The sequence below is a fragment of the Pseudoalteromonas sp. CO348 genome (genome assembly GCF_004208845.1).
Taxonomy (GTDB): Bacteria; Pseudomonadota; Gammaproteobacteria; order Enterobacterales; family Alteromonadaceae; genus Pseudoalteromonas; species Pseudoalteromonas maricaloris.
In genome coordinates, this window is record NZ_SGPI01000029.1 from 14,652 (window position 1) to 39,679 (window position 25,028).

23 protein-coding genes are annotated in these 25,028 nt (G+C 43.5%); 8 read left to right on the plus strand and 15 right to left on the minus strand.

Translation table 11 applies throughout. From position 1 onward, the window contains the following. Nucleotides 1-4: 4 nt before the first annotated feature. Nucleotides 5-898 carry a LysR family transcriptional regulator gene (locus EXT48_RS14000; RefSeq protein WP_130164806.1) on the plus strand — a complete coding sequence of 298 codons (894 nt, stop codon included), beginning with the start codon at nt 5-7 and terminating at the stop codon, nt 896-898. Between the two features lie 163 nt (nt 899-1,061). Next, entirely contained in the window at nt 1,062-2,681 is a 1,620-nt protein-coding gene (locus tag EXT48_RS14005; protein ID WP_130164807.1) for a DUF342 domain-containing protein, read from the plus strand. A 13-nt stretch (nt 2,682-2,694) separates the two neighbouring features. On the opposite strand, the gene mutM is transcribed toward EXT48_RS14005, so the two are convergent. Both mutM and EXT48_RS14015 read right to left on the minus strand, forming a co-directional pair. Beyond that, nucleotides 2,695-3,504, minus strand: coding sequence for a bifunctional DNA-formamidopyrimidine glycosylase/DNA-(apurinic or apyrimidinic site) lyase (mutM, locus tag EXT48_RS14010; RefSeq protein ID WP_039494310.1), 810 nt, complete (start codon nt 3,502-3,504; stop codon nt 2,695-2,697). A 31-nt stretch (nt 3,505-3,535) separates the two neighbouring features. Next, nucleotides 3,536-4,021: a hypothetical protein gene (locus EXT48_RS14015; protein WP_130164808.1), complete on the minus strand. Its 486-nt coding sequence runs from the start codon at nt 4,019-4,021 to the stop codon at nt 3,536-3,538. 207 nt (nt 4,022-4,228) lie between these two features. Between EXT48_RS14015 and EXT48_RS14020 the strand changes: the two genes are divergently transcribed. After that, nucleotides 4,229-5,152 (plus strand): manganese-dependent inorganic pyrophosphatase, encoded by a 924-nt coding sequence (locus EXT48_RS14020; RefSeq protein ID WP_130164809.1) that lies wholly within the window; start codon nt 4,229-4,231, stop codon nt 5,150-5,152. A 35-nt stretch (nt 5,153-5,187) separates the two neighbouring features. After that, a complete protein-coding gene (locus EXT48_RS14025) occupies nt 5,188-5,877 on the plus strand; it encodes a helix-turn-helix transcriptional regulator (protein WP_130164810.1) in 690 nt (229 codons plus the stop codon). Here the strand turns inward: EXT48_RS14025 and EXT48_RS14030 are convergent. Further along, nucleotides 5,874-6,272, minus strand: a complete 399-nt coding sequence (locus EXT48_RS14030; RefSeq protein WP_130164811.1) for a hypothetical protein — start codon at nt 6,270-6,272, stop codon at nt 5,874-5,876. The two genes, EXT48_RS14025 and EXT48_RS14030, sit on opposite strands and share 4 nt — an antisense overlap. A gap of 237 nt (nt 6,273-6,509) precedes the next feature. On the opposite strand from EXT48_RS14030, the gene EXT48_RS14035 reads away from it, so the two are divergent. Further along, the gene (locus EXT48_RS14035; RefSeq protein WP_130164812.1) at nt 6,510-7,211 is read left to right on the plus strand and encodes a transglutaminase family protein; all 702 of its coding nucleotides are present in this window, start codon (nt 6,510-6,512) and stop codon (nt 7,209-7,211) included. A 57-nt stretch (nt 7,212-7,268) separates the two neighbouring features. Here the strand turns inward: EXT48_RS14035 and EXT48_RS14040 are convergent, their stop codons facing one another. Further along, nucleotides 7,269-8,312 (minus strand): sensor domain-containing diguanylate cyclase, encoded by a 1,044-nt coding sequence (locus EXT48_RS14040; RefSeq protein WP_130164813.1) that lies wholly within the window; start codon nt 8,310-8,312, stop codon nt 7,269-7,271. A gap of 210 nt (nt 8,313-8,522) precedes the next feature. Further along, nucleotides 8,523-10,151: a pyridoxal-dependent aspartate 1-decarboxylase PanP gene (gene panP / locus EXT48_RS14045; RefSeq protein WP_017217078.1), complete on the minus strand. Its 1,629-nt coding sequence runs from the start codon at nt 10,149-10,151 to the stop codon at nt 8,523-8,525. 468 nt (nt 10,152-10,619) lie between these two features. Here panP and EXT48_RS14050 point away from each other — a divergent pair, with 468 nt between their 5' ends. Next, a complete protein-coding gene (locus EXT48_RS14050) occupies nt 10,620-12,542 on the plus strand; it encodes an EAL domain-containing protein (RefSeq protein WP_130164814.1) in 1,923 nt (640 codons plus the stop codon). A 43-nt stretch (nt 12,543-12,585) separates the two neighbouring features. On the opposite strand, the gene EXT48_RS14055 is transcribed toward EXT48_RS14050, so the two are convergent. The 10 genes from EXT48_RS14055 to EXT48_RS14100 form a co-directional block, all read right to left on the minus strand. Beyond that, on the minus strand, nt 12,586-13,251 hold the full coding sequence (locus EXT48_RS14055) for a tRNA (guanosine(46)-N(7))-methyltransferase TrmB (protein WP_130164815.1): 666 nt from the start codon (nt 13,249-13,251) through the stop codon (nt 12,586-12,588). Nucleotides 13,252-13,345: 94 nt separating this feature from the next. Next, entirely contained in the window at nt 13,346-14,113 is a 768-nt protein-coding gene (locus tag EXT48_RS14060) for an ABC transporter permease (protein WP_010605731.1), read from the minus strand. A gap of 2 nt (nt 14,114-14,115) precedes the next feature. Next, nucleotides 14,116-15,036: an ABC transporter ATP-binding protein gene (locus EXT48_RS14065; RefSeq protein WP_130164816.1), complete on the minus strand. Its 921-nt coding sequence runs from the start codon at nt 15,034-15,036 to the stop codon at nt 14,116-14,118. Nucleotides 15,037-15,042: 6 nt separating this feature from the next. Beyond that, nucleotides 15,043-15,666, minus strand: coding sequence for a flavin prenyltransferase UbiX (locus EXT48_RS14070; protein ID WP_039494285.1), 624 nt, complete (start codon nt 15,664-15,666; stop codon nt 15,043-15,045). Nucleotides 15,667-15,671: 5 nt separating this feature from the next. Next, a complete protein-coding gene (mpl, locus tag EXT48_RS14075) occupies nt 15,672-17,015 on the minus strand; it encodes a UDP-N-acetylmuramate:L-alanyl-gamma-D-glutamyl-meso-diaminopimelate ligase (RefSeq protein ID WP_130164817.1) in 1,344 nt (447 codons plus the stop codon). Nucleotides 17,016-17,147: 132 nt separating this feature from the next. Further along, nucleotides 17,148-17,408: a hypothetical protein gene (locus tag EXT48_RS14080; RefSeq protein ID WP_130164818.1), complete on the minus strand. Its 261-nt coding sequence runs from the start codon at nt 17,406-17,408 to the stop codon at nt 17,148-17,150. Next, nucleotides 17,384-18,157 (minus strand): CsgG/HfaB family protein, encoded by a 774-nt coding sequence (locus tag EXT48_RS14085; protein ID WP_039494281.1) that lies wholly within the window; start codon nt 18,155-18,157, stop codon nt 17,384-17,386. The genes EXT48_RS14080 and EXT48_RS14085 overlap by 25 nt, the downstream gene beginning before the upstream one ends. Continuing rightward, on the minus strand, nt 18,158-18,607 hold the full coding sequence (locus tag EXT48_RS14090) for a curli assembly protein CsgF (protein ID WP_205992087.1): 450 nt from the start codon (nt 18,605-18,607) through the stop codon (nt 18,158-18,160). It abuts the gene before it with no gap. A gap of 1 nt (nt 18,608) precedes the next feature. Then, complete coding sequence (locus EXT48_RS14095; protein WP_275446517.1) at nt 18,609-18,998, minus strand: CsgE family curli-type amyloid fiber assembly protein; 390 nt, start codon at nt 18,996-18,998, stop codon at nt 18,609-18,611. A 117-nt stretch (nt 18,999-19,115) separates the two neighbouring features. Further along, on the minus strand, nt 19,116-20,639 hold the full coding sequence (locus tag EXT48_RS14100; protein ID WP_130164819.1) for a curlin: 1,524 nt from the start codon (nt 20,637-20,639) through the stop codon (nt 19,116-19,118). Between the two features lie 627 nt (nt 20,640-21,266). Here EXT48_RS14100 and EXT48_RS14105 point away from each other — a divergent pair. Both EXT48_RS14105 and galU read left to right on the plus strand, forming a co-directional pair. After that, on the plus strand, nt 21,267-23,765 hold the full coding sequence (locus tag EXT48_RS14105; protein WP_346654657.1) for a S8 family serine peptidase: 2,499 nt from the start codon (nt 21,267-21,269) through the stop codon (nt 23,763-23,765). Nucleotides 23,766-24,064: 299 nt separating this feature from the next. Beyond that, nucleotides 24,065-24,961 carry a UTP--glucose-1-phosphate uridylyltransferase GalU gene (galU, locus tag EXT48_RS14110; RefSeq protein ID WP_130164821.1) on the plus strand — a complete coding sequence of 299 codons (897 nt, stop codon included), beginning with the start codon at nt 24,065-24,067 and terminating at the stop codon, nt 24,959-24,961. Nucleotides 24,962-25,028: the final 67 nt, after the last annotated feature.

Here is a 25,028-nt window from a genome sequence, read left to right on the forward strand (position 1 = left end):
ATAGATGAGCCGACTTAATTATCACCACCTTTACTACTTTTGGCAGGTCGCCAAGCTCGGAAACCTGACTCAAGCCGCTAAAGAATTACATGTTTCGCAATCTGCGCTCTCTGCGCAAATCAAACAGTTGGAACATAATGTCGGGGTATCACTATTTGAGCGCGTAGGCCGCAGCCTAATGCTTACCGATCAGGGTAAAAAGGTGCTGAGCTACGCCGACGATATTTTTACCACGGGGCAAGAGCTCGAAGCTTTGCTAAGCAAAGGCGTACAGTCAACCACCCACGTGACGATTGGGGTGTTGACCACTCTGTCACGTAACTTTGTAGAAGCTTTTATTAGTCCTTTGATGCGACGCAACGATGTGCAATTTAAGTTAAAGTCAGGCAGTATTTCTGAGCTACTCAACGGCTTAACCAATTATGAACTGGACTTAGTGCTTACCAACCGAACAATAAACCTAGATACTTCAGATCCCTATTGGCAGTGCCAACTGGTTGCCAAGCAACCGCTGGCGATCATTGGTCCGCCTGCGCTCAAGCCAAGCACGCCATTTCCACAAGGCTTTGAAAAAACACGCTGGATCTTGCCACCTGCCAACTCAGATTTACGCACCGCATTTAATGCTCTGTGCGCTCAGTATCAGTATTTCCCCAACATTTTGGCAGAGGTCGACGATATGGCGATGATGCGACTACTGGCACGAGACAGTGGCGCGGTGGCTGTTTTACCAGCCGTAGTAGTAAAAGACGAAATAGCCCAAGGGGTGCTACAGCAATATCAGGAACTACCTAATATTTATGAGTATTTTTATGCGATTTCAACACAGAAAAAGGTTGTTCCTGAAGCGATTAAAATCCTGCTGCAAGAAGCGCATGATAAGCCCGCACATTTTTAAGCGCGGTGATTTTATTCATCTGAAAGTATTAGAAAATCACGATTTATTTCTGTTTTTTAACTTAACCCATATTAACGTAAGAAAATTGGCCTAAGCACTTGACCAATTGATGTTTCTTTAGCAAGCTGAAACTATAGGATAAAAATTCGACGAGGCAGTTATCGTGTTCAAGCTTGCGCACAATGGCAATATCTTAATGGATGTGAAGTCTGCTTCACCGCCGAGTGCTGCGTTTGTGATTGAAGCCCTTGAAAAGTCGCAATTTGCCGACTGCGAAATTGATCACGACTCGATTAATGCCTTTTTCCAAAGCGACTTCCCCGAGAGCCAAATTGTCGTAGCTAAACAACATGATGCCGAGTTTGAAGTCACCTTAAGTGACGATAAAATGCAGGCCTTTGGGCAACTTAAAACGGCTCGCGGTGGTAAAGCGATATCATTAGAAGAAGCGAAAAAAGCCATTGTTAAAGCAGGCGTCAGTCGCGGCTATAAGCAAGCTTACCTAGAAAATATCCTGCGCAAACAATTTGAACTTCCACCTGGTGAAGAAGCATCTGGGTTAATCGCCCAAGGCCGGCCACCACAAGACGGCCAGTCAGCAAAATTACTGCCGCATGTACAAACTTTAAAAGAGAGACTCAAGCAACCTAGAATGCGTGAAGACGGCACCGTTGACATGCGTGATTTTGGTAAGCTTGCAAGCGTTGCACCGGGTGATTTATTGGTGACTCAAAAACCCGCAACACCAGGTAAAGAAGGCTTTACGGTTAGCGGTGAAAGTATTGAAGCAAAGCCCGGCGAATCGTTCCAGCTTATGGCGGGTGAAGGCACCGAGATCAACCCCACCAACCCACTAGAGCTTATCGCAACTATCGCAGGTTGCCCCTCAGATATCGCCAACGGTATGCGCGTGGATGATGTATTTACGATTGCCGATGTCACAGTAAAAAGTGGTCATGTCGACTTTAATGGCAGCGTTATCGTTACCCATAATGTGGAGCCGGGTATGCACGTAACCGCACAAGGCGATATCACAGTGCTCGGCACGGTAGAATCTGGAGAACTTATCGCTGGTGGTCATATTGAAGTGCGAGGTGGCGTGATTGGCCATGTCGACCATCAAAATAATGAGCAAGGCTTAACTTGCAAACTTATCGCCAAAGGCAATGTTGAGATTGCCCATGGACAATATACTTACCTTGAAGGCGATAACATTATTATCAATAAGCAAAGTAACCACTGCGATATTAAAGCGCAAAAGCTGATACAAGTTGGCACTGGCGATCATCCAAATGGCAAGTTGATAGGTGGCTCAATTATCGATGCACAAATGGTAGTTGCGGGAGAGATTGGCAGTGAGTCTGGCGCTAAGATGATGATTTATCTGGCACGCAAAGGTCTTAAAATCACCCAAGAAACCGACACCCTGTTCAAAGAAGTCGCCGCCACCAATGATTCTTTAGATCAACTACAGCAAGCGATAGAAAAAGCAGAGTTAGTAAAAGACGCAGCCAAAAAGCAGCAACTCAAAACTAAAATTGGCGCAACACAGATGCACTACTGCCAGCAAGCCGAGCACCTTGAGCAAAAGCTCAGCCAGCTTGATCACGACTTACACGATTTGCTCGACAACACGAAGCTTGCAGCAAACAAAGCGCTTCATTCAGGGGTTGAAATCCATATCTTTGACCGCGTGTATAAAACAACCCGCAGTTATCCCCCTTGCTCAGCAACGCTACAAGAAAACCAAGTTAAGATAGACTTTAAAACCGCAGGCTCCTAGCCTGCACTTTGCTCTAGCGCTGACATTTAGAGCAATACACTGTACTGCGTTGCCCTAGACGTATCTCTTTTAGTGGCGTTTCGCAGCTTACGCAAGGTTCACCTTTGCGACCATACACCAGCAATTCTTGGGCAAAATAACCCGGTTTACCATCACTTTGAGCAAAGTCTTTAAGTGTCGTTCCCCCTTGTTTGATAGCTGCACTTAAGGTTTCCTTGATGATCGGTGTCAGTAATTGGTAGCGTTTAAGTGAAATTTTACCTGCTTCTTTTTTGGGATGGATCCCCGCTTTAAACAAAGATTCATTGGCATAAATATTACCCACACCAACCACCACATGATTATCCATAACAAATTGTTTAATTGGCTGCTTCTTGCCTCTGCTTTTTTCAAATAAGTACTCTGCAGTAAAAAGCTCGGTCAACGGCTCAGGACCCAGCTTTTCAAAAACGCTATGATCTTCGCCTGCACCTTGCCATAAAAAGGCACCAAAGCGACGTGGGTCGTTCAACCTGAGCGACTTACCTGAGGCCAGAATGATCTCCACATGATCATGCTTTTTTAGTGGCTCTTTGCTATCAACAACGCGTAAGTTTCCTGACATCCCCAAATGCAAAATCGCAGTGCCATGCTTGGATTCGATAAGCAAATATTTTGCCCGTCGCTTAACCGCAAGCACCTTCTCACCTTCAAGCAATTGTACTTCCTCTGGTACAGGCCATCTTAGCTTACCATTGTGTACTTTTACGCTTTGGATAATATGTTGCTCTAAATACGGTTGAATGCCTAAACGGCTCACTTCGACTTCTGGTAACTCAGGCATAATTCACTCTATTACTGTGTGGTTTGTGGTATTACAATTCTATCGGTAGAAATAATGCTTTGGCTTGCACGCTATCAAGCTCAAACCAACGCTGTTGTTGTTTATCAAATAATACAAAGCCATTATCGCTAGGATACAGCTGATAGCTAAGGGGAAGCTCTTGGGTTGCCAGCCAAAACTGCGCAGCGCTCAACGCGGGCTCCAACTGCTTTGGCGCCTCAACAACCAATAGCTGTAAACTTTGCCACTTGGCAACAAGCGCACGTAAGGCATCTTCACTAAAGCTCTGGTTTGAGCCTTGCGGTAACTCTATACGCCAGCTCGTGCCAATGCGTTCAATTTTATAGCCAGGAAATGCCACGGTTAGGACAAAGCTTTGTTCTGGCAGCACAGCTTGTATCTTTGCTTTGTCGTCACTGGGATTCAATTTATAGTGGAGGCCGTTGAGAAAAAAGATCATCAGTAACATGGAAAAGATCACCACGTTATTCCACGCCTTACGGCTCATTTGAATCATACCCATCTCCTAAGCGTTTGAGCGGTTAGTGTATAATACTAATTTGTATTTATACATGCTCAATTAGCCCTTGCTCGCCTAGGCTATTTCGCCTAATTCAACAATCTGTCGTTACCGTCCCCTATCTACGCCAAATTGCGCATTTACACTATTTAAATGACAAGTTATTTTGCTAGAATGTGGGCAAAATTTTAAGGAGTTCCGTCAATGGCAATGTATGTAGTGGGTCATAAGATCCCTGATTCAGATTCAATCTGCGGTGCAATCGCACTTGCTTATTTAAAAAACCAAATTGGTGAAGAAGCAATCCCTACGCGTTTAGGTGAAGTCTCACCGGAGACTCAGTTTATTCTTGACCGTTTTGGTTTTGAAGCACCAGAGCTTAAGATGAGCTATGCTGGCGAAGATGTGTATATCGTTGACCACACTGAAAAAACGCAAGCACCTGACGACATCGATAAAGCAACTGTGGTTGGCGTAGTTGATCACCACAAACTAGGCGACCTTACAACTTCAACACCACTTGAGTGTTGGATCCGCCCAGTTGGCTGTAGTAACACGATCATTAAAATGATGTACGACTTCTACGATGTAGAAATCCCAGCAAACATTGCTGGTATCATGATGTGTGCAATCCTAAGCGACACAGTCATCTTCAAATCACCAACTTGTACCACTGCGGATATCAAATGTGTTGAAGCGCTTGCAAAAATCGCCGGTGTTGAAGATGCTAAAGAGCTTGGCATGGAAATGTTCAAGGTGAAATCAGCAGTTGAAGACACACCAATTCGTGACCTAGTCATGCGTGATTTCAAAGACTTTAACATGAATGGCAACCTTGTTGGTATTGGCCAGCTTGAAGTGGTTGATCTTGCTGTATTTGATAAGATCAAAGATGAGCTACATGCCGACATCGCAAAATTAAAAGAAGAAGGTAATCGCCACAGTGTGATGCTACTACTTACTGATATCATGAAAGAAGGCTCACAAATGCTGATCGCTTCTGATGATGAAGCGATCATCGCAAAAGCATACGACGTTGAGCCTGAAGCAAGCAAAGTATGGTTGGACGGCGTACTGAGCCGTAAAAAGCAAGTTGTACCACCATTGCAAGACGCATTCGCTGGTTAATACTGCTCGCCGAGACGAAAGTCTCGGCTGTTTTTATGCTGCACCTCACTCCGGGTATATTCGCCTCCTTTGTCAAAGACTTGAATGTTGCGTGCCATTCACATCACCTTATTCAAATTAATCTGCCCTTGAGCGACTGTATCGCGAAAATCGGTGACAAGACGCTATCTGGCCCAAGCGTAATTGCTAGTGGCGTAGAACATAGCTTAAAAATGACCTTAGGCTGGGTGATATTAGTCGAGCCAAAAAGCTTGTATGGCAAGCAGCTACAAGGCAACAGCTGCTCAGCAATCAAGATAAATACTGCACCAAATAGCAATGCCAAGCTTTCCGAGTTGATACACATAGTAGGACTTACCGAGCTATCGACAACAGATTTAGATCCACGAATTGACCGTGTATTGGCGCAATTAGATGCGTGTTTTAACGCACAAACTTGCCTTAAACCCAGTCACTTCAACGCAAATACAATTGCCGAGTCACTTTATCTCTCACCAAGTCGCTTTCTACATCTGTTTACAGAGCAAGTAGGGATAGCGTGGCGACCTTATGTGCTGTGGCGCAGGCTGATCTGCTCAGTTGTTGCCATACAACAAGGCAACAACCTTACACAAGCAGCCATGCTCGCGGGGTTTGCAGATAGCGCTCATTTAAGCCGTACATTTAAACGGCAGTTTGGCATTACACCGACTGAGGCATTAAAAACACAAAGCGATATAAACTAAGCCGTTTGTTTATTACCTCGCTTATAAGCTTCATCAATCAGCTTGACCATAGGTAGCGACGATATGGTTAATACGACGAGGAAAATAATCGAATGAACAATCATCTCATCGACCGTATAGCCAATACGAAACTGAATAAATGCCTGAAGCTGAATGTAAACATTGGCAGCAATAAATAGTGCTAATGACACGCTCCAAAACCACACATCTGTGATAGGACGCTTGCCATAAGCGACGCAAAAGGCACCAAATACATTTAAGAGATCTGCGACCAATAACACAATCCCAGTAAACACGCTCGATTCTATTGCTAAATGATCCGGCAGCGTAAATGCATCATAGATTGAGGCAATAAACGTCAGTAGTAAGAAATAAAATAAGACTTTCCACATCATGCAAGCGACCCTCCATAATCGTAAAACATGTCATCGTGGTCACTTGGTCGCTGCTTCAGTACTTTGTCAGTACATATCTTATCAACAATCTTTGTTGTTTTTCTCATAGGTTCCTTCCCTAAATACAAAATAAAAAAATCTATTTGTATACCCATTAACTAACCATGAACTTAGCCAGTTTATTCAAGCTTAGTTACCTAAGTTGCATCACACTACTACCAAAATAGGAGCATAACCATGAAGCAATTTTTAGTAACTACCCCTTTAGTTGATTATCAACATTCAGAGATCCAAGGCTTAATAGAAGCAAAAGGTTGGCGGCAACTTGACGCCATCGCGGCAGCGGAACAAATCTATAACTTCGTCAAAGACGACATCGAATTTGGTTATAGTAAGATAGATACACTAACTGCAAGCCAAGTGCTTAAGCAAAGCTATGGACAATGTAATACCAAAGGAACATTACTGGTCGCATTGCTAAGGGCTTGTGATATTCCCACCCGAGTTCATGGGTTTGAGATAGCCAACGATCTTAAACAAGGGTTAATTCCTACCCTACTGACGTGGTTTGCTCCAAAAAGTATTATCCATAGTTGGGTTGAAGTTTATCTAGAGGAGCGCTGGATAGAGCTTGAAGGTTTCATAATAGATGACGGCTACCTAAAACAAGTTCAGCAACAGTTCTCGAAGGCAAAAAACTTTACTGGGTTTGGTATTTCCACTCCCTGTTTACAGCAACCCGATAATCGCTTTTCGTTAAATGGTGCATATATTCAAAAGCAAAGTATCACACGCGATTTAGGGCTTTATACAAGTCCTGATGCGCTTTATCAGCAACACAAAAATCTAACCGGCATTAAGCAATGGCTCTATGCACACTGCTTTAGACATTGGATAAACCAAAGGGTAAGGCGCGTCAGAGCCGGACGCTTCAACTAACTTGAGCGTGCAATAGCAAATTGGCTGCGCCTGTGGTTGGTGTATTCAACGCCACCTCTATTGCGCAGGGATCACGCAGTTGCGGCCTGCAGCTTTGGCTTGATATACCGCGTGATCAACGGCTTTTAACGAATGACCAAAAGGTAAATTGGTATTGACTTCAGCGACCCCAAAGCTTGATGTAATGGTGATCTCCCCTGATGGCGTAGAGATAACCGATTGCTCTATTTCTTGTCGTAGGCGCTCGGCGATCACCATCGCTGAATTTACCGGCGTGTTAGGTAACAGCACAATAAACTCCTCACCCCCTAAACGACACATACAATCTTCTAACCTTAAGGTATTTACGCAGATTTCGGCAAAGCTTTTTAACACTAAATCACCGGTTTCATGGCCGTGATTATCGTTGATTTTTTTAAAGTGATCTATGTCTAGCATCATCATACTAAATGGATGATCAAAGCGTGCATGACGACTGATCTCACGTTTTGCGTTATCCATTAAAAAACGTCGATTACTCAACCCAGTGAGTGGATCTTTAAACGCCATGTCAGTGAGTTGCAGCTGTAACTGCCATAACTCTTTAACCAGTAATCGGCGACTGCAGCAGTCCGCAATCATCTCTGCAAACGCGATTTCATCTTTGTGCCACGTACGTACGCCATTATTCCCCTCACAGCACACCACTCCGTGAGGAATACCATTTTTAAAGATCACCGTATCTAACATGGTTACTATGTGGTTTGGAGTTAAATAACACTCTTGAAATTCAGAGGTTCTGGGATCGGCAGCAGCGTCGTTCGCATCTATCGATTGACCACTGTTGATTGCTGAAAAATAAGCGGGAAAGTTTTCATACGTTAAAGCAGGCAATTGCACAGGTAACTCATCATCCTGCCAATCTGTATTAGCAACATTGATAAGTTCAGAGGGTTTGTCAAGATCGTCAAACAACCAAACAGACACCCGAGTGACGTCTAAGGTAAGCTTACCTTCATCTAGTAAATCAATCAGGAAGCTTTGAAATGTTCCCGATACATCAAGCTCCTGCGAACTGAGCCGCCTAAGCCTCTGAGTGACATTGCTAAAGTTCTTCAACATAATACGAAGATTTTATTCTTTTCTGCTAGCATAACGCGCCATAATTTTTAAGCATAGTCTTAAATACTAGAATTAACCTATGTTTAGGAATATTTTCACACGATTATGTAAGAAATAAGAATATAAGTAGAGCAATCCGTAAAGGAGGTAATGCTAAAAGGTAATAAACCTGAGATTATTTAAGTGGCACGAGGCCACTTTATTCGTTGATTATTTAATATATTTTGCGAGGTATTTTTTAAATACCGGATCTGACATTGCCAATTGTCGTTGCTCATCCATGATTTCTTTAAGCAAAGACTCCGATGTCAGAGGATTGGCCAAAACCACTCGGAATACCACCGTAGGTTGGCGGTCATATTGCTCTGGCGTTAAGCGTGTTCGAGAAACAAAAGAGCGACCTGCTTCACGCTGGCGCTTTTGCATGCTAGCAGTAAAACGGTTGAGTGCGGCATAAATCTCTATCTTTTCTTGTTCATCCGCTTGTGCGATTGCCGCTTTTATTTGTTCAGGCACATAGCGGTAAGTCAGCAAACATAGCTCAGGTTCAGAGATCAGCTCAAAATCAGGGGTTTGTTTAATTAGTTCAGCAAAATACCGTGCCTTTTCAATCCCTTTATCGATGAGCATCTCATAGCCTTGACGACCAATGACACGCAGACATGCGTGCACTAACATCGCCATACCAGGACGACTCCCCTCTAAAGTATGGCTACCCAGATCTTTTGAGCCTTTCCGTAAGATGTATTCGGCGTGATGTTCAATTGCATCAGATGCTGCAGGGTCTTTAAATAGCACCATACCCGCCCCCATCGGCACATACATTTGTTTGTGCGCATCTATGGTTATTGAATCTGCTCGCTCCACCCCTTTAAGAAGGTGGCGATTGTTATTCGATAGTAGTGTTGCTCCACCCCAAGCGGCGTCAACATGAAAGTGGCAATTGAGCTCTTCGGCTAAATCAGCCATCTCTTCTAACGGGTCAATATTACCCGTTTCGGTCGTCCCAGCAACACCAACCAAAGCCAGTACTTTAATCCCTTGCGCTTCAAGCTCATGAGCTTTAGCTCGCATCGCATCAACATCCACCTTATTGTTGCCAGCTGTTTTGATTGAAATGAAGTTATCACGGCCAATACCTAGCACATCTGCGGCCTTACCTAGTGAATAATGACCTCTTTCAGAAACCAATACCGCTAAGCCTCGGTAGCCATAATGTAGCATTGCAGCCACAATACCCGATGCGCCAATGCCTTTAAATTCACCATCTGCTTTTAATAAGCGGTTTCTTGCAATCCAAAGCGCGGTTATATTGGCAATTGTGCCACCAGAACAAAAAGCACCAAGTGACGTTTTTGCGCTGTGCATCCACTTATCGTAGAAAGCATCATCGCTGCCATAAACCAAGTGATGCATCATTCCCAACACTTGACGTTCAAGTGGAGTAAAGGCTTTTGACGTTTCAATTTTGACTAGGTTTTGATTGAGTCCCACCATCAGCTTCGACAGAGGCAACACGAAATGCGGTAAAGCTGAAGTCATATGCCCAATAAAGCTTGGGGCTGCGGTATGTACTGAGTGAGCAACTAATTGCTCCATGATATCTTGCGCATAGTCTGAGACAAACATCGGCACTTCGGGGATCACCGCCGACTGAAAGTCTTTTTCAACTTCGTGCAGTGGCTTTTCGATTGCCGCAATATTCTCATTTAAAAAGCCAGCCAAATTGCTCGAGATTTCTTGCTCGATTCTGCTTAAAGTTGAATCAGGCGCCTCTGGCACGGTAAATATACGCATTAAGCTTTCTTCAGACGCAACGGCGCAACGCTTTGGACCCATCAATACTACCTAAACATCAAACGGTGCAGTAGCCTATCTACCCATTTTAGAAATTGAGTAGATACAAATTGCACAAGAGATTGTGATACATGAAATGGCTAACTTTACTGTAAAGAAAGGGAATTGTCTTCTATTGTCTAGTTAAAATTCATGAAACATTGACAATTTTATGAAAACCCAACGAAAGTTCAGTGAAAAATCCCTCAGTATTCTGGCGTTTCTATTTTACATTCTCGTCAAAAATAAGGTATAAAATGGGGACATAAACCTAGCAAAACGGTATATTGCCGATTTGCCCGCAACAATGCATTTTATTGATCATTGGAGAAAAAGTTTTTTGCTTTATTTCTTCTCAAGACGTCAATTTATGTTGTATTGTTTATATTATGTAACAAAGCAGCCACCACGCTTACGCCAGTTAGGTATTTTATCGTTGTTAGATAACGATATTGTGGATAAAGGATTATCATGAATACTCGGAGTATCGCTCAACCGCTCAAAGCTAAATCTAGGCAGCCTACAGCAAAAGCAACTCAGCTTTTAGGACTCACAGGTTACACTTCCCGACTCCCAGTTGCTTGGCTCGTTTTAGCCTCTTTTATCTTTTTAGCTGCCCTATCGATTTATGTTATCGCCAACTATTATGATACGCGCCGCGATATCATGGCAAGGATCGACGCCCAGCTAATCAATGCTGCCACCAGCGCCAACGTCATTGTAGGTAAAAAATATCACGAGTCACCAGAGCAAATAACCCCTGCCGAATTTAAGCAAAAAAGTCATGCCCTCACCGAGCTTGCCCGTGCTCTAAATGTTGAATACGTCTATACCATGGTGCTTAAGCCACCTTACGTGCACTTTACCGCGTCCAGTTACACCCGAGAAGATCTTAAACTCAACAGACTTACACGTTACCAAGACGTTTATTCCGAGGCCTCAATTACCCTAAAAAGCGCCTTTCATTCTACCGAACCTGTATTTGAAATAGCCAAAGACAAATGGGGTCACTTTAAAAGTGTGTTTATTCCTTTTGTGCTACCCGATGGCACTACTTATATAGCAGGTGCCGACTTAACCATTCACGATTTAGAAAGCCGGTTACAAGAAAGCGTGATGGATGCCGCCATTGACGCTAGCTTCTTTTTTGTGATGTTTTTGGTCGTCGTGAGCTTGTACTTTATGTACTACAAGAAGACTTTAACAACAGATAGTCGCACCGGATTTGGCAACCGAATCGCCCTTGAGCAAGCACTTAAATATTCTAAATCGCAACACCTATGCTTAAGCGTGGTGTGGGTTAAAGAGCTTGAGGATATCATTAGCTTCTATGGCACGGAAGTTGGCGATAACGTTATGGCAAAAGTCATGAGTTACTTTGGCGAGTTTACCCATCCATTTGAGGTTTATCGCCTTACTACGTCTAAAATTGCACTAGTTACCAGTATCGAAAACGGTGAGCATTATTTGGCGAACTTAACCGAGTCATTCCCTTGTGCAAAACCCATATACGACGCGCCGCATTTATACGTTAATTTGTGTGCGGGTGTTGCTAAAGGCAATTGCGCGCTGTTACTGGAAAATGCCTTTCTCGCGCTACGTCAGGCTCAACAACAAAATACCCAAGTGTGTTATTTTGATTCTCAGCTGCAACTGAATCCTCAACAACAATCAAAAAATCTCCACCTCACCCGTTTACTGCAAAACGCGTGTGAATCAGACCGCATCATTCCTTTCTTTACGCCGCGTAAAGCTTGTCATGATCATGCTGACATTCAGTACCATTGCACGGCACGTGTCCTTAACGAGCGCGGCGCTATCATCGACGCCGAACATTTTTACCCAGTGATGAAGCAACCAAAACTCCGCGCCCAAATTAGTATTAAGCTACTTGAGTTATGCGTCACCCGTTTTCGTAAATCAAATCATGCTTGGAGCATGCAATTGAGCCACAGTGAAATCGCGGATGCGGAATATTTTGAATATATCAGCCAGATCCTACGCCGTTACCCGCAGCCACAGCTCATCACATTTGAGTTTAATGAAACGGATGTACTCAAAAACTTTAGTGATATGAGCTTAATGATGCAGTCATTAAAAGCAAAAGGTGCAAATGTTGCGGTAACGGGTGTGAATAGCGGCTTTCTTACCATCAACCGGATCTTAAAACTCCCACTGGATGCCATTTGTTTAGAAGCCAGTATTTGTGAAAACCTGGATGAAGATGAGATGCTGCTGAGCTCCATTGAATATCTTGCAAGTCATTGCAATGCCAAGCGGATCGACTTGATTGTACCCTGTGTTGCCACCAGCAAACAGGCAAAACAATTGGAAGCAGCAGGCGTTGCAAGATTAGAAGGTAGCTGGATAGGCAAAGCAAGCGGCCATCTTTAAGCCGCTTTTATCAATTTGAAGTGTAGATCTGTAATAGGTTAAATTAAAGCGTTACGACTAAGCGGGTACTAGATTGGCCACTTGCCCAATACTTACGTTCAAAGGGTGTAATAGCCTCATCACTTTCGTAGGCTTCCACTGCAACATCAACACCGCTAAGCGCCAAAGCTCTGGCAAACTCTTTTACATAAATATCCCAATTACTGCGCAGCTCCAACTTGCCGCCTAACTTGACGATAAAAGGGAACACCGCGCTACCATGCCAGCGTCTTTGAATATGTTTAGCTTTCGGCCACGGATTAGGATACAGCAAATAATGGTGAGTTGGCTGCCAATCTGCTTCCAGCGCTAATCGCCAAAAGTCATTGAGATCGGCTTGCACCAAAATATATTGGCCTTGTTCCGTTTGTTTATATTCAACATCGTGTTTATCTAGTCGATGCGCAGACTTGTCGATGCCAATTACCAACGCATCAGGGTGTCGCTTCGCCAAATTTGCAGTACTTTCACCAACACCACAACATGAATCCAAAATAATCGGTCCATTAAAGGCCTGTACTCGTGCATTAACCTCATCGAAAGCACTTTGTGTATGTGCCGCAATGGGTTTTTTAAACTCAGCGGTTAGATGCTTAGTAACGATTTCATCGAGCTTTTCGTGTAGCCCTTGTTGATTAGTGGTGATACTACGAGAGTTTGCTTCTGTCATAACCAGTCATTATTAAGGAGGAATGGTAAGGATTTTACCTGAAATAACGCAAGAGCGCTGCAATTGATGGCAGCGCTCATTCTTTATCCTGCGATTAGTGTCTTAGTCCAACACCGCGTTTAATTAAGTGCAGTGACAACCAAAATAGACCACATATAAATACACCTAATACCGTAAAGGCGACGCCAATATCAACGTCCGAAACACCTAAAAAGCCAAAACGGAAGGCATTTACCATATAAATGATTGGATTTACCTGCGACACACCTTGCCAAAACTCCGGTAGTAATGTGATTGAGTAAAATACACCGCCAAGATAAGTCAGGGGTGTCAGCACAAAGGTTGGGATTATACTAATATCGTCGAAACTGTTGGCAAACACCGCATTGATCAAACCGCCTAATGCAAACACGGCTGACGTTAAAATAACCGTAATAACAATAACCGCTAGGTTGTGAATTTGAATATCCACAAAAAACAGACTGACGATAGTAACAATAAGCCCAACGAGCATACCTCGCGCCATACCACCGCCCATATAGCCAAGTACAATAATATAGTTAGGCACAGGTGCAACGAGTAGCTCTTCAATGCTCTTTTGAAACTTGGTGGAATAAAAACTAGAAGCGACGTTAGAATAGGAGTTGGTGATCACCGACATCATGATTAAGCCAGGAACAATAAACTCCATGTAACTAAAGCCACCCATATCACCAATGCGCGAGCCGATTAAACTGCCAAATATCACAAAATAAAGTGTCATGGTGATCGCTGGCGGTACTAAGGTTTGCACCCAAATACGTAAAAACCGAATACACTCTTTTATCCAAATACTTTTTAACGCGACGCCATATTTCAACACGATTATGCCCCTCTCCCCTGCTCCAGTAAGCCAACAAACAACTCTTCCAAACGGTTAGCTTTGTTACGCATACTTAATACTTGATTACCTTGCTCTGTGAGTTGTGTGAATACCCCATTGAGCCCTTGCGACTTAGCTACCTCTACCTCAATAGTATGGTCATCAACGGTGGTAAATTGGTAACCATCGAGTGCCACAGGCTGCATGGGCGGCTTAAGATCAAGTACAAACGTTTCTTTGTCTAACTTTGCGAGTAATGCCTTGATGGTCGTGTGCTCAACAATCGTACCTTTATCAATAATCGCAATATTACGGCACAACAGCTCTGCCTCTTCTAAGTAATGCGTTGTGAGTATGATCGTTACGCCTTGCTTATTAATTTCACGCAAAAAGTCCCACATAGAACGGCGTAGTTCAATGTCCACACCAGCGGTAGGTTCATCCAAAATAAGAAGCTTAGGCTCATGCATCAATGCTCTTGCAATCATCAAACGACGTTTCATACCGCCAGATAACGTGCGAGCTTGCTTGTCTTTTTTATCAAATAGCCCTAGTTGTTTGAGATACTTCTCGGCTCGCTGATGGGCAACGTCTCTTGGCACACCATAATAGCCCGCCTGAGTCACTAGAATTTGGTTTAGCGTCTCGAATTGGCTAAAGTTGAATTCCTGTGGTACTAAACCTAAGTTCGACTTAGCGTCTTCCAAATGAGTATCAATACTATGGCCAAAAACCGCTACGCTGCCTTGGGTTTTATTCACCAGTGAGGCAATAACCCCTATTGTGGTAGATTTACCCGCCCCATTTGGACCAAGCAACGCGAAGAAATCCCCTTCTTGAACTTCGAGATCAATGCCTTTAACCGCTTCGACGCCGTTACTATAAACTTTCTTTAACCCTTTGATGTTCAGTGCTATTGTCATATTTTATTATTCTCCATAACCCCAGCGCTTCGCTAAGGTATGCTCGATGTGTAGATGATCTAAAATACGGGCCACCATAAAGTCGACCAAATCGTCGATACTTTGTGGCTGATGATAAAAACCAGGCGCTGCCGGCATGATAGTCACCCCCAAGCGGCTCAGCTTGAGCATATTTTCAAGATGAATTGGACTAAAGGGCGTCTCACGCGGCACTAATATTAATTGGCCACGCTCTTTGATCACCACATCTGCTGCACGCTCAAGTAAATTATCAGATGCCCCAAGCGCAATGGCTGACACGCTTCCTGCGCTACACGGACACACCACCATCTGCTTGGGTGCCGCCGAGCCAGATGCTACAGGGCTAAACCAGTTATCTTTACCAAATACCTGAATTTGCTTATCTTTAGCACAGAAAAGCGCCTCTAGTTGCTCCGTTGCTTTTTGTTCATTACCTGAGAGTTTTAGATTGGACTCAGTATCCAGCACCACTCTGGCTGCGCTCGAGATTAGCACGTAAACTTGATAGTTTAACGACACTAATACCTCGAGTAATCTCAGTCCGTATGGGGCGCCCGACGCACCACTAAAGGCCAGCGTAATTGGCCCATTAAATGTTTGTTCTGACATAGTGATTACTTTTTCAATGCAGTTAAAAGTTTGTCGTGGATGCCACCAAAACCACCATTACTCATGATCAGCACATGCTGGTTTGGTGCTTGATTTGTCACAACCTGTGCGACAATCTCATCTACGCTTGCAAAACACTGACGACCCGCGGCTTCGGCTTGTGCTTTAAGAGACCAAGATAGGCCATCTGGTTCGAATAGATACACTTCATCTGCCACATCAAGGGATTGCAATAAGGTTTCTTGATGAATGCCAAGCTTCATCGTATTTGAGCGAGGCTCTAAAATAGCAATGATAGGTGCATCTCCAACTTTGGCCCTAAGCCCTGCTAGGGTCGTTGCTATTGCCGTAGGGTGATGCGCGAAGTCATCATAGACAGTAACGCCATTGACCTCCCCTTTAATTTCCATACGGCGTTTGGGAGAAATAAATTGCCCTAGCGCTTCGATACTTACCTCGATTGGAATACCCACATGTCTTGCCGCCGCAATCGCCATCATGGCATTTTTGACATTATGCACACCAATCGCTTGCCAATTTACTTCGCCTTTTTCTTCGCCCTCAAATAATACCGTAAAGCGAGAGCCGTCAGCCTTGAGCAAGTTATACGACCATTCTTTACCAAGGGATTCCTGCTCGCTCCAAAAACCACGTTCAATGACGTTTTGTAACGCAGCATCATCCGCTGGATATATGGCCTTGCCTTGGCTGGGTAGCGTGCGAATTAAATGATGAAACTGGGTTTGAATGGCATTTAAATCTGGAAAAATATCAGCGTGATCATATTCAAGATTATTGAGTATTAACGTGCGAGGTAAGTAATGGACAAACTTGCTGCGTTTATCGAAAAACGCCGTATCGTATTCGTCGGCTTCGATAACAAAGAATGGCGTATCTGACGTGCGCGCCGACACACCAAAGTTTTGCACTATGCCACCGATCAAAAAACCTGGGCGTAATCCTGCATATTCGAGTAACCACGCTAACATGCTTGCAGTGGTTGTTTTGCCATGCGTTCCGGCCACAGCCAACACCCATGACTGGCGTAATACATGGTCTTTTAACCATTCAGGGCCTGAGGTATAACGCATACCTTTTTCTAAAACGTATTCAACGCACGGATTACCACGGCTCATGGCATTGCCGATGATCACCACATCAGGCTCAACATCGATGAGCTGTTGAGGGTCGTACCCTTGAGTTAGTTCTATTCCGAGTGATTCAAGTTGTGTACTCATCGGCGGGTAAACATTGAGATCTGAACCTGTGACTTTGTGCCCCAATGATTGAGCGATGGCTGCGATCCCGCCCATAAAGGTACCGCAAATCCCTAAAATATGTACGTGCATGATGTTAGCGTTCTTTATTATTTCATTGCTATTTAGATTAACATACTCAGCTTATTGGTGGCTGACTTTATTGTTGAATCTCATGCACCAGTATTATTCTTTATTTTAAAGTGGGTAGTATGGAGCACGTGCTCAAGGTTGTGTCGTGCTAAAGCACGACCTACGGTTGGTGGTGTCTGCCGTGTAAAATCGAGCGTTGTGGTGAAGGTTTTGTCGCGCTAAAGCGCGACCTACGGTTGGTGGTGCGTGCCATATAAAAGGAAGCGTTGTGGTAAAGGTTTGTCGTGCTAAAGCACGACCTAAGGTTGGTAATGCGTGCCATGCAAAAGGAAGCGTTGTGGTAAAGGTTTGTCGCGCTAAAGCGCGACCTACGATGCGGTAGCGGCCGACCACACGCCTTTTTCAATGCCTTGTTGTACCATCAAAGTCAGCGCTTTTTCTATCGCTTGGGTTACACAAATGTGCATCGGTTCGTTATCGCTAAAACCCGCTTCGGCTTCAGCCAAACGTTTATAACTCACATAGCGGAAAAACCCTGCCCGAACCTCCATGGATAGCACCTTTTTGCTACTCGCGACGGAGAGCAACACTTGCCCAGTACGAACATCAACTGCGCGCATATAAATGGAGATAACATCCTCACGATAAAGCTCAGATGCACCTATGCCAAAATACTCCATCCCCAAACCACCTGTTCGGATATTAGAGTCATAGCTGATGATCCCGCCTTCTAAAATGATCTTTGCGGTCATTAAAGGTGGTAAAGCGTTTGTGTCATTATCATCACTTGCTGCACGAATAATTTTGCGCTCAGTCAGCAGGTTTTGTAGCCCTTCACGCTCTACCGGAATAAACCAATCCGTTTCGTGTAGTGCCTGCATTAGAATAGAGTTAGCGCCTTGAGTTACCGCTGTTGAAAATGAACTTACATTATCTTGTGGTTTATACTGCCCAGTTTGGTCGCGAAATGAATAAACAGAGACAGGGATTCGCCCTTTAGGTGTAGGTAAATTTTTTAGTTCTGCAAAGGTTTCAGTGTCGGTCAGCTCAATTGCTATACTTTGCGAAGGTGGCAACACGCGAGACATGCTAGAACAACCGCCGAGCAGTAATAAAAATACCAATAAAATTACGCGGAGCATTTAATATCCTCCACCAGCTGATGAGGCAAATCTGGGGACCTCTAGAATTGTTTCTTCACCCGATGCTGTATTTGTTATTCTAACCGTGATGGTGTCGGATGTACTGGTGATCACTTGGATTTGATAGTCGCCACTCATAAATGTCGCATCCTGATCAAATATACTGTCTTTGATGTCATCACCAAACGCAACATCCGTGATTTCTCTTACCAAACGGTTGAGATACGTACGCTCGAGTGATTCTTGAAACTTTTCGTCATAGGTTTTTTCTATGATTGGTGCTCTGTGCTTATTTTGAGATTGTGCTTTACTCAGTAACATATTGGCATTTAACGGATTACCACCAAATGCAGGGTTAATTGGTTTATATACAAGCTCAGTCGCTGTCACATTAGCACTGCTAAGTAGCATTAAACCAGCGCACACGATTGTTGTTTTTATTGTTGTCATGTTACCACCCACTTGCTGCTAAATCTTCTGAACCATGCTGTTGATATTGTTCTCTCGCCATCGCGTCCATAATGGTGAAAATAGCAGTTTCAACTCGTTCATCAACGGAACCGCCCCTTCTTCCCATTGCTGTTGCGTACACTGCGCGACTGTTCATTAATACCTCTAACCGAGTGCCAGCTCTTGGCAAAACCGTTTCTTTAACCGTGATATTAATTCCCGAGGTATTAGGAACATCTCTCCACAACTGTGAAAATTGAAAGTAAAACTGGTGACCAAATCGGCTAATACTCTGATCCATCACTAAACCCTCAATTTCTACATCTTCTTGTGCACTCAGTGAAAAATTAGAAACGAGCATAGCGCTCAAGAGTGTTATTATTCTTATCATTATTTGTTTACTCACGGCGTAGAATGTCTTTGCTGACGAGATTCACATTGATGTCTTTGATTAGCTGAATAGTACAAAATATGGGGGCTGGTTTTGCCCCCTATCTAAATTACTTAGTTATTGCTGAGTGATAGTCGCAACGTTGTTGTCACCAACCTGAGTTACGGTAATGTTTTGACCACTACCTGTAATTCCACCTTGGACTAAGTTGCCGTCACCAATTTGGCTTACTGTAAACGCATTATCATCGCCATTGATGATGAATGCCTCAGAACCCATACCCATCACAAAGTTGTTGCTACCATTTTGTGTGATGTCTAGCATATTGCGACTGCCTTCAAGCATCAGATCAATCGCGTTGAACTCGCCAGACTGCGCAATATCCACTTGGTTTGAGCTACTATCAAATACGCTGCTCATTGTTACAACAACACCATTGCCAGTGCCACTTTGTGAAATATCAACTGCGTTATCATTACTTGCCAGGCTAACGTCTGGATAAGATGACTGCACCACTGCCTCGTTTTCATCACCCGTTTGGGTAACATCAACATCATTATCACTACCGTTGAAGTTCGCAATGTGTGCGATGTTCGCATCACCTACTTGAGTTGCTGAGAATTCATTGTTCTCGCCAGCAACACCAAGATACATCTCGTTACCATTACCGATTTGCATCGCAGTAAATTCGTTATTATCACCGATCACGTCTGCTTGGACTTTGTTCTCGTCGCCACGTTGTTCAGTCATCACTTCATTATCGTTACCAACTAATAAATCTGACGCGAAAGTGTTAGTTGAACCTTCCTGATCGATAGTAAGCTCGTTATTGTCTCCGGTAATTTCAAATACGTTAACCGTATTGCTATCACCTTCCGATTGCTCGATCTCAACTTGGTTGTCATCACCAATCACAGTCTCTACAGAGATAACATTGAAGTTGCCGCTTTGGCTCGATTCAATTTCGTTTTCATTACCTTGTAGACTAACTACTTTATATTGGTTGTACACACCATCTTGATCTAAGGTGATTTGGTTCATGTCACCTTGTACTGACTCAAGTGTCGCTTCGTTCCACGTACCTGTTTGTGTCGCTGTAACTTCGTTTTGGCTACCTTGCATATTTAGGTTGTAGAACCATTGGCCGCCAGAACCTTGAGATACTGTAATCGTATTTTGATCGCCATTAATCACATTGATGGCTTCGTTGTTAATCCCAAGGATCCCGCTACCTGATTGCTGAATGTCAATCGCGTTATCATCACCAGTAACCTCAGTTAATGCGCCGTTAGATTCACCATCTTGGCTATATACTTGGTTATTGTTATTTCCGGTGGTCGTAATAATAGCGACGTTACCAGTACCATTCTGATCGGCCTCAGTAATATTGTTGTCGCCAATCGTAGTCACATCTGTCAGGTTAGAAGTACCCAGTTGCACCGAAGCTAACTCGTTACCACCTTGGCTACCTGACGTTTGTGAAAGTTTGAGTTCGTTACTTGTTCCACTTGCACGCTCCACTTGTGAAAGTGCAGAAGTTGAAAGTGGTTTATTATCTGATTTTGCCTCAGCATGTGCTGTAACTGAATGTGTTAACGCAAGCGCGATAGCGCAACTCACGATTGATTTTGAAAACTTCACACTGTTCTCCTTAGAGATTTATTATATTATTTTTCAATTAAGTGATCGGTGCAGGCATTGAGTTGTTGCCGAACTCAGCCAACTGCAACTTTCCACTTAACTAACGTCCTGTTATGACTCATTACTCTTGAGTCGCTCCCACCTGTGCCAGTTACCAGAGTGTTACATTTTTAGTGAAAAACATAATCTATATCAAAGTCAGCAAATTCATATGTTGAAATAATATATTTTATTACGTCTTGTCACCTTTAACTCTAAGATGGGAACAACTGAAGATAAATAAGAAGATTTTATGAAAAAAATACTTTATTAATTTCAATAAAGTACAAGAGTACACTCACACAAAATTACGAATAAAATATGGAGGTACAAAAAAAGTATGACTAAAGTTCAATCGTAACCATATCCACTCAACCCATAAAAAAGAACCAAATAATCTATTCCAAAAATTAAAAATCAGTAAAAAAAACTGATTTTATTAATTAACTCTTTTTTTACATTGCACTGCTCAATATCTGGGTCTAGGTTTTAAGACGTTGCCAAAAAGACCACAGCCACTACCAGAAAAACTACCAACTCAAAAATTGTGTATTGATGGATACGCTTGAAATTAAAAAGGTTATTAATATGAGATCTAAACTTTCTGCATTGTCTTTGGCTTTGCTTCCTGTACTTGCTTTCACTTCTCAAGCAGCTGTTCAAATCGAAACTACAACAGCAACCGCAGATGACAGCATCTTAGTTGTGTTTAAAGAAAACACTTCTGCTGCACTTCGTGCCAATGCAAGAAACCTTGTAAAAGCCAAGATGGCGGATTTGAACGCTGATGGCGTAGACGACAAATATCGCAATGTTTTAAAAGGTCGCCTAGCAAACTTTAAACTAGATAGCATCACAGCAAAGCAAGCAATTGAAAAACTAGCTAACCACCCTGCCATCGAATATGTCGAGCCAGACTATCAAGTAAAAGCACTTGGAATTCCTGACGATAGTCGCTTTGATGAACTTTGGGGTATGCATAACACAGGTCAAACTGGTGGTACCGCTGATGCCGATATTGATGCCCCTGAAGCATGGGATATCACTATTGGTTCACGTGATGTTATCGTCGGTGTGATCGATACGGGTATTGATTATACTCACCCAGATCTCGCGGCAAACGCATGGCGCAATCCAGGAGAGATCGCTGGAGATGGCATTGATAATGATGGTAACGGCTATATTGATGACGTGCACGGTATTAACGCCATCACAGGCAGTGGCGATCCGATGGACGACCAAGGTCACGGTACACACGTTTCAGGTACTATCGGTGCCTCAGGCAACGACGCTACAGGCGTTGCTGGTGTGAACCATGAAGTCTCAATCGTAGGCTGTAAATTCCTAGATGCATCAGGCTCAGGCTCAACTTCAGATGCGATTGAGTGTATTGACTATATCGTAGCGCTTAAAAATGCCGGTCACAACGTTCGCGTTACTAATAACAGCTGGGGCGGCGGCGGCTTTAGCCAAGCACTCTCTGATGCAATCACTGCAAGTGAAAACGCGGACATCTTATTTGTGGCAGCGGCCGGTAACAGTGCGGTAGATAACGATGTAAACCCTCACTATCCTTCAAGCTACGAGCACGACAGCGTATTCTCTATTGCTAGTACAACCCACACTGACGCGATGTCTTCATTTTCACAATGGGGTCTAACGTCTGTAGACATGGGTGCGCCAGGTAGCGCAATATTATCTACCGTTCCGGGTGGTGGTTACTCAAGCTACTCAGGTACTTCGATGGCGACGCCTCACGTTGCTGGTGCAGCGGCCCTAGTACTTTCTATCAACCCGACACTCACTGCTATTGAGCTTAAAAACCTACTGATGCAAAGTGGTGATGTTAATGCTGACCTTACAGATAAAACAGTATCTGGTAAGCGCTTAAATGTGAATCAAGCTGTAATTGATGCGGATCCAGAGCCAGGCTTTAGAGTATCAGCTCGTCCTGCTAATCAAGAAATCACAGCGGGCGATACTGCAACATACGAATTTACTTTTGCTTCAGTCGCTGACTGGCAAGGCACTATTGATTTGTCCGTTACTTCACCGATTGCAGGTGCAACGCTGTCTGCAACTACTGCGATGCCAGGCGATACAGTAACACTTTCTGTACCAACTGCAGCTTCAACTCAGTGGGGTGAGTATAGTTTCACGCTTAACGCAACATCTGGCGAACTTGCCGATCAAGAGCAAGTAGGACTGTATGTATTACCTCAAGGGTTAAGTGATTTCAGCTATGAAAATACTACCGCGGTAGACATTCCAGATAACGATGCTTCAGGTATTACTTCTGTGATCACTGTGGCTGACACCGTTACCGTATTTGATAGTAATACCTTAGTGGATATTACACACACCTACATCGGCGACTTAATTGTTACGCTTACTTCTCCTGCAGGTACAGTAGCAACACTGCATAATCGTCAAGGTGGCGGTGATGATGACATTAACCAAACCTTTAACTCTGCGGCATTTAATGGTGAAGTTGCAACGGGTGATTGGACATTGTCTGTCTCAGATAATGCAGGTATCGATACTGGTACATTGAACAGTTGGACTCTAAACCTAACAGGTCTAGGCGAAGCATCACCTCAACCTCCTGTTGCGGGCTTTAGCTTTGTTGCTTCTGGTCTTGCGGTAACATTCACAGATGAAAGCCGTGATCCGAATGATGATATCGTTAGCTGGGCATGGGACTTTGGTGATGGCAGCATCAGTACTGACGCAAGCCCAATTCATGAATTTGCAGCATCTGGTGAGTACAGCGTTTCTCTATCGGTGACTGATAGTGAAGGCAACAGCCACACAACCACTCAGTCTGTTGCGGTTAGCACTGATGAGGTTGAGCTATCACTGGTTCGCGCTAATAAGTCTCGCTTAGGCTTTATCCGCGTAGAGCTTTCATGGCAAGGCAGCAGTGCTGATGAAGTAACGATTTACCGTGATGGTCAAGTACTTGAAACGGTTGCAAACACTGGTAAATTCAGAGACTTCTCACGTGATTTAGAAGCCACCAGCTACACATATAAAGTGTGTCAATCTGGTGAAATCTGCTCAAACGAAATCACAGTTAACTTTTAATTATTCCATATCTAAAGGTTAATTTAAGCCCCGAAAGGGGCTTTTTTGTGCAATGAAAATACTAAAAGGGCCTGTTTTAATACCTGGAGAAGAAACAGGTAAAGGTGACTTATACCTTTACAACCAGAGGGTCGATAACCATTATTTTGGTGCTGGGACTTTCTCCGCTAAATTTAAAAACCAAACCTCAATTAACAACCGTACATATTGCAACATAAATTCGTTTGCAACTTAGCTTATAACGGTTAAAATTGCCGACTATGTCGAGAAAAGGCAGCAAGATTTAAATCGGAGATAATATGAAAGCAGTGATCCCAGTCGCAGGGTTAGGAACTAGGATGCTCCCAATGACCAAAGCCATTCCTAAAGAAATGTTGCCTTTGGTAGATAAGCCACTTATCCAATATATTGTCAAAGAATGTGTTGCCGCAGGTATTAAAGAAATTGTGTTAGTGACTCACTCATCAAAAAATGCAATTGAAAACCATTTTGATACCAGCTTTGAATTGGAAGCAACCCTTGAAAAGCGTGTAAAGCGTAAACTTTTACAAGAAGTACGCTCGATTTGCCCTGAAGATGTTACGATTATGCATGTGCGTCAGGGTGAAGCTAAAGGTCTTGGCCATGCGGTTTTGTGCGCGCAACCTATTGTTGGGGATAATGATTTTGTTGTTGTACTACCCGATGTCATTTTGGATGAATATACAGCCGATCAGGGAAATGAAAATTTAGCTGCAATGCTATCTCGTTTCAAGCAAACGAAAGCCAGTCAAATTATGTTAGAGCCTGTACCACAGCAGGATGTCTGCAAGTATGGTATTGCAGATATCAACGGTGTGTCGCTACTTCCTGGTGAAAGTAGTGCAATAAAGCATATGGTAGAAAAGCCAGCCATAGAAGAAGCACCTTCTAACCTAGCAGTTGTTGGCCGCTATGTGCTTTCAAAAAATATTTGGCCATTGCTAAGAAAAACGCCAGTCGGTGCTGGTGGAGAAATCCAGTTAACTGATGCTATCGATATGTTGATGGAACAGGAAACCGTTGAGGCTTTTCATATGAGCGGTCGTTCGCACGATTGTGGCGACAAGCTTGGTTACCTTAAAGCCATTGTTGAATATGCTATTCGCGATGAGCAACTAGGTGAAGAGTTTTCGCAATTTTTGAAACGCTTTCATCAATTAAGCCTAGCATCTTAATTTGTCGCTGGATAAACCCGCTGCTACAGGTCTATGTACATTCGTAACAACGATTTTATGTCGAAAT

Excerpts from the sequence above, each read along its gene's own strand:
- galU (WP_130164821.1), top strand. The coding sequence starts at position 24,065 with ATGAAAGCAGTGATCCCAGTCGCAGGGTTAGGAACTAGGATGCTCCCA.
- EXT48_RS14065 (WP_130164816.1), bottom strand. The coding sequence starts at position 15,036 with ATGACAATAGCACTGAACATCAAAGGGTTAAAGAAAGTTTATAGTAAC.
- EXT48_RS14020 (WP_130164809.1), top strand. The coding sequence starts at position 4,229 with ATGGCAATGTATGTAGTGGGTCATAAGATCCCTGATTCAGATTCAATC.
- EXT48_RS14030 (WP_130164811.1), bottom strand. The coding sequence starts at position 6,272 with ATGATGTGGAAAGTCTTATTTTATTTCTTACTACTGACGTTTATTGCC.
- EXT48_RS14035 (WP_130164812.1), top strand. The coding sequence starts at position 6,510 with ATGAAGCAATTTTTAGTAACTACCCCTTTAGTTGATTATCAACATTCA.
- EXT48_RS14070 (WP_039494285.1), bottom strand. The coding sequence starts at position 15,666 with ATGTCAGAACAAACATTTAATGGGCCAATTACGCTGGCCTTTAGTGGT.
- mpl (WP_130164817.1), bottom strand. The coding sequence starts at position 17,015 with ATGCACGTACATATTTTAGGGATTTGCGGTACCTTTATGGGCGGGATC.
- EXT48_RS14085 (WP_039494281.1), bottom strand. The coding sequence starts at position 18,157 with ATGCTCCGCGTAATTTTATTGGTATTTTTATTACTGCTCGGCGGTTGT.
- EXT48_RS14015 (WP_130164808.1), bottom strand. The coding sequence starts at position 4,021 with ATGATTCAAATGAGCCGTAAGGCGTGGAATAACGTGGTGATCTTTTCC.
- EXT48_RS14095 (WP_275446517.1), bottom strand. The coding sequence starts at position 18,998 with ATGATAAGAATAATAACACTCTTGAGCGCTATGCTCGTTTCTAATTTT.
- EXT48_RS14105 (WP_346654657.1), top strand. The coding sequence starts at position 21,267 with ATGAGATCTAAACTTTCTGCATTGTCTTTGGCTTTGCTTCCTGTACTT.
- EXT48_RS14050 (WP_130164814.1), top strand. The coding sequence starts at position 10,620 with ATGAATACTCGGAGTATCGCTCAACCGCTCAAAGCTAAATCTAGGCAG.
- EXT48_RS14025 (WP_130164810.1), top strand. The coding sequence starts at position 5,188 with ATGCTGCACCTCACTCCGGGTATATTCGCCTCCTTTGTCAAAGACTTG.
- EXT48_RS14090 (WP_205992087.1), bottom strand. The coding sequence starts at position 18,607 with ATGACAACAATAAAAACAACAATCGTGTGCGCTGGTTTAATGCTACTT.
- panP (WP_017217078.1), bottom strand. The coding sequence starts at position 10,151 with ATGGGTCCAAAGCGTTGCGCCGTTGCGTCTGAAGAAAGCTTAATGCGT.
- EXT48_RS14040 (WP_130164813.1), bottom strand. The coding sequence starts at position 8,312 with ATGTTGAAGAACTTTAGCAATGTCACTCAGAGGCTTAGGCGGCTCAGT.
- EXT48_RS14055 (WP_130164815.1), bottom strand. The coding sequence starts at position 13,251 with ATGACAGAAGCAAACTCTCGTAGTATCACCACTAATCAACAAGGGCTA.
- mutM (WP_039494310.1), bottom strand. The coding sequence starts at position 3,504 with ATGCCTGAGTTACCAGAAGTCGAAGTGAGCCGTTTAGGCATTCAACCG.
- EXT48_RS14000 (WP_130164806.1), top strand. The coding sequence starts at position 5 with ATGAGCCGACTTAATTATCACCACCTTTACTACTTTTGGCAGGTCGCC.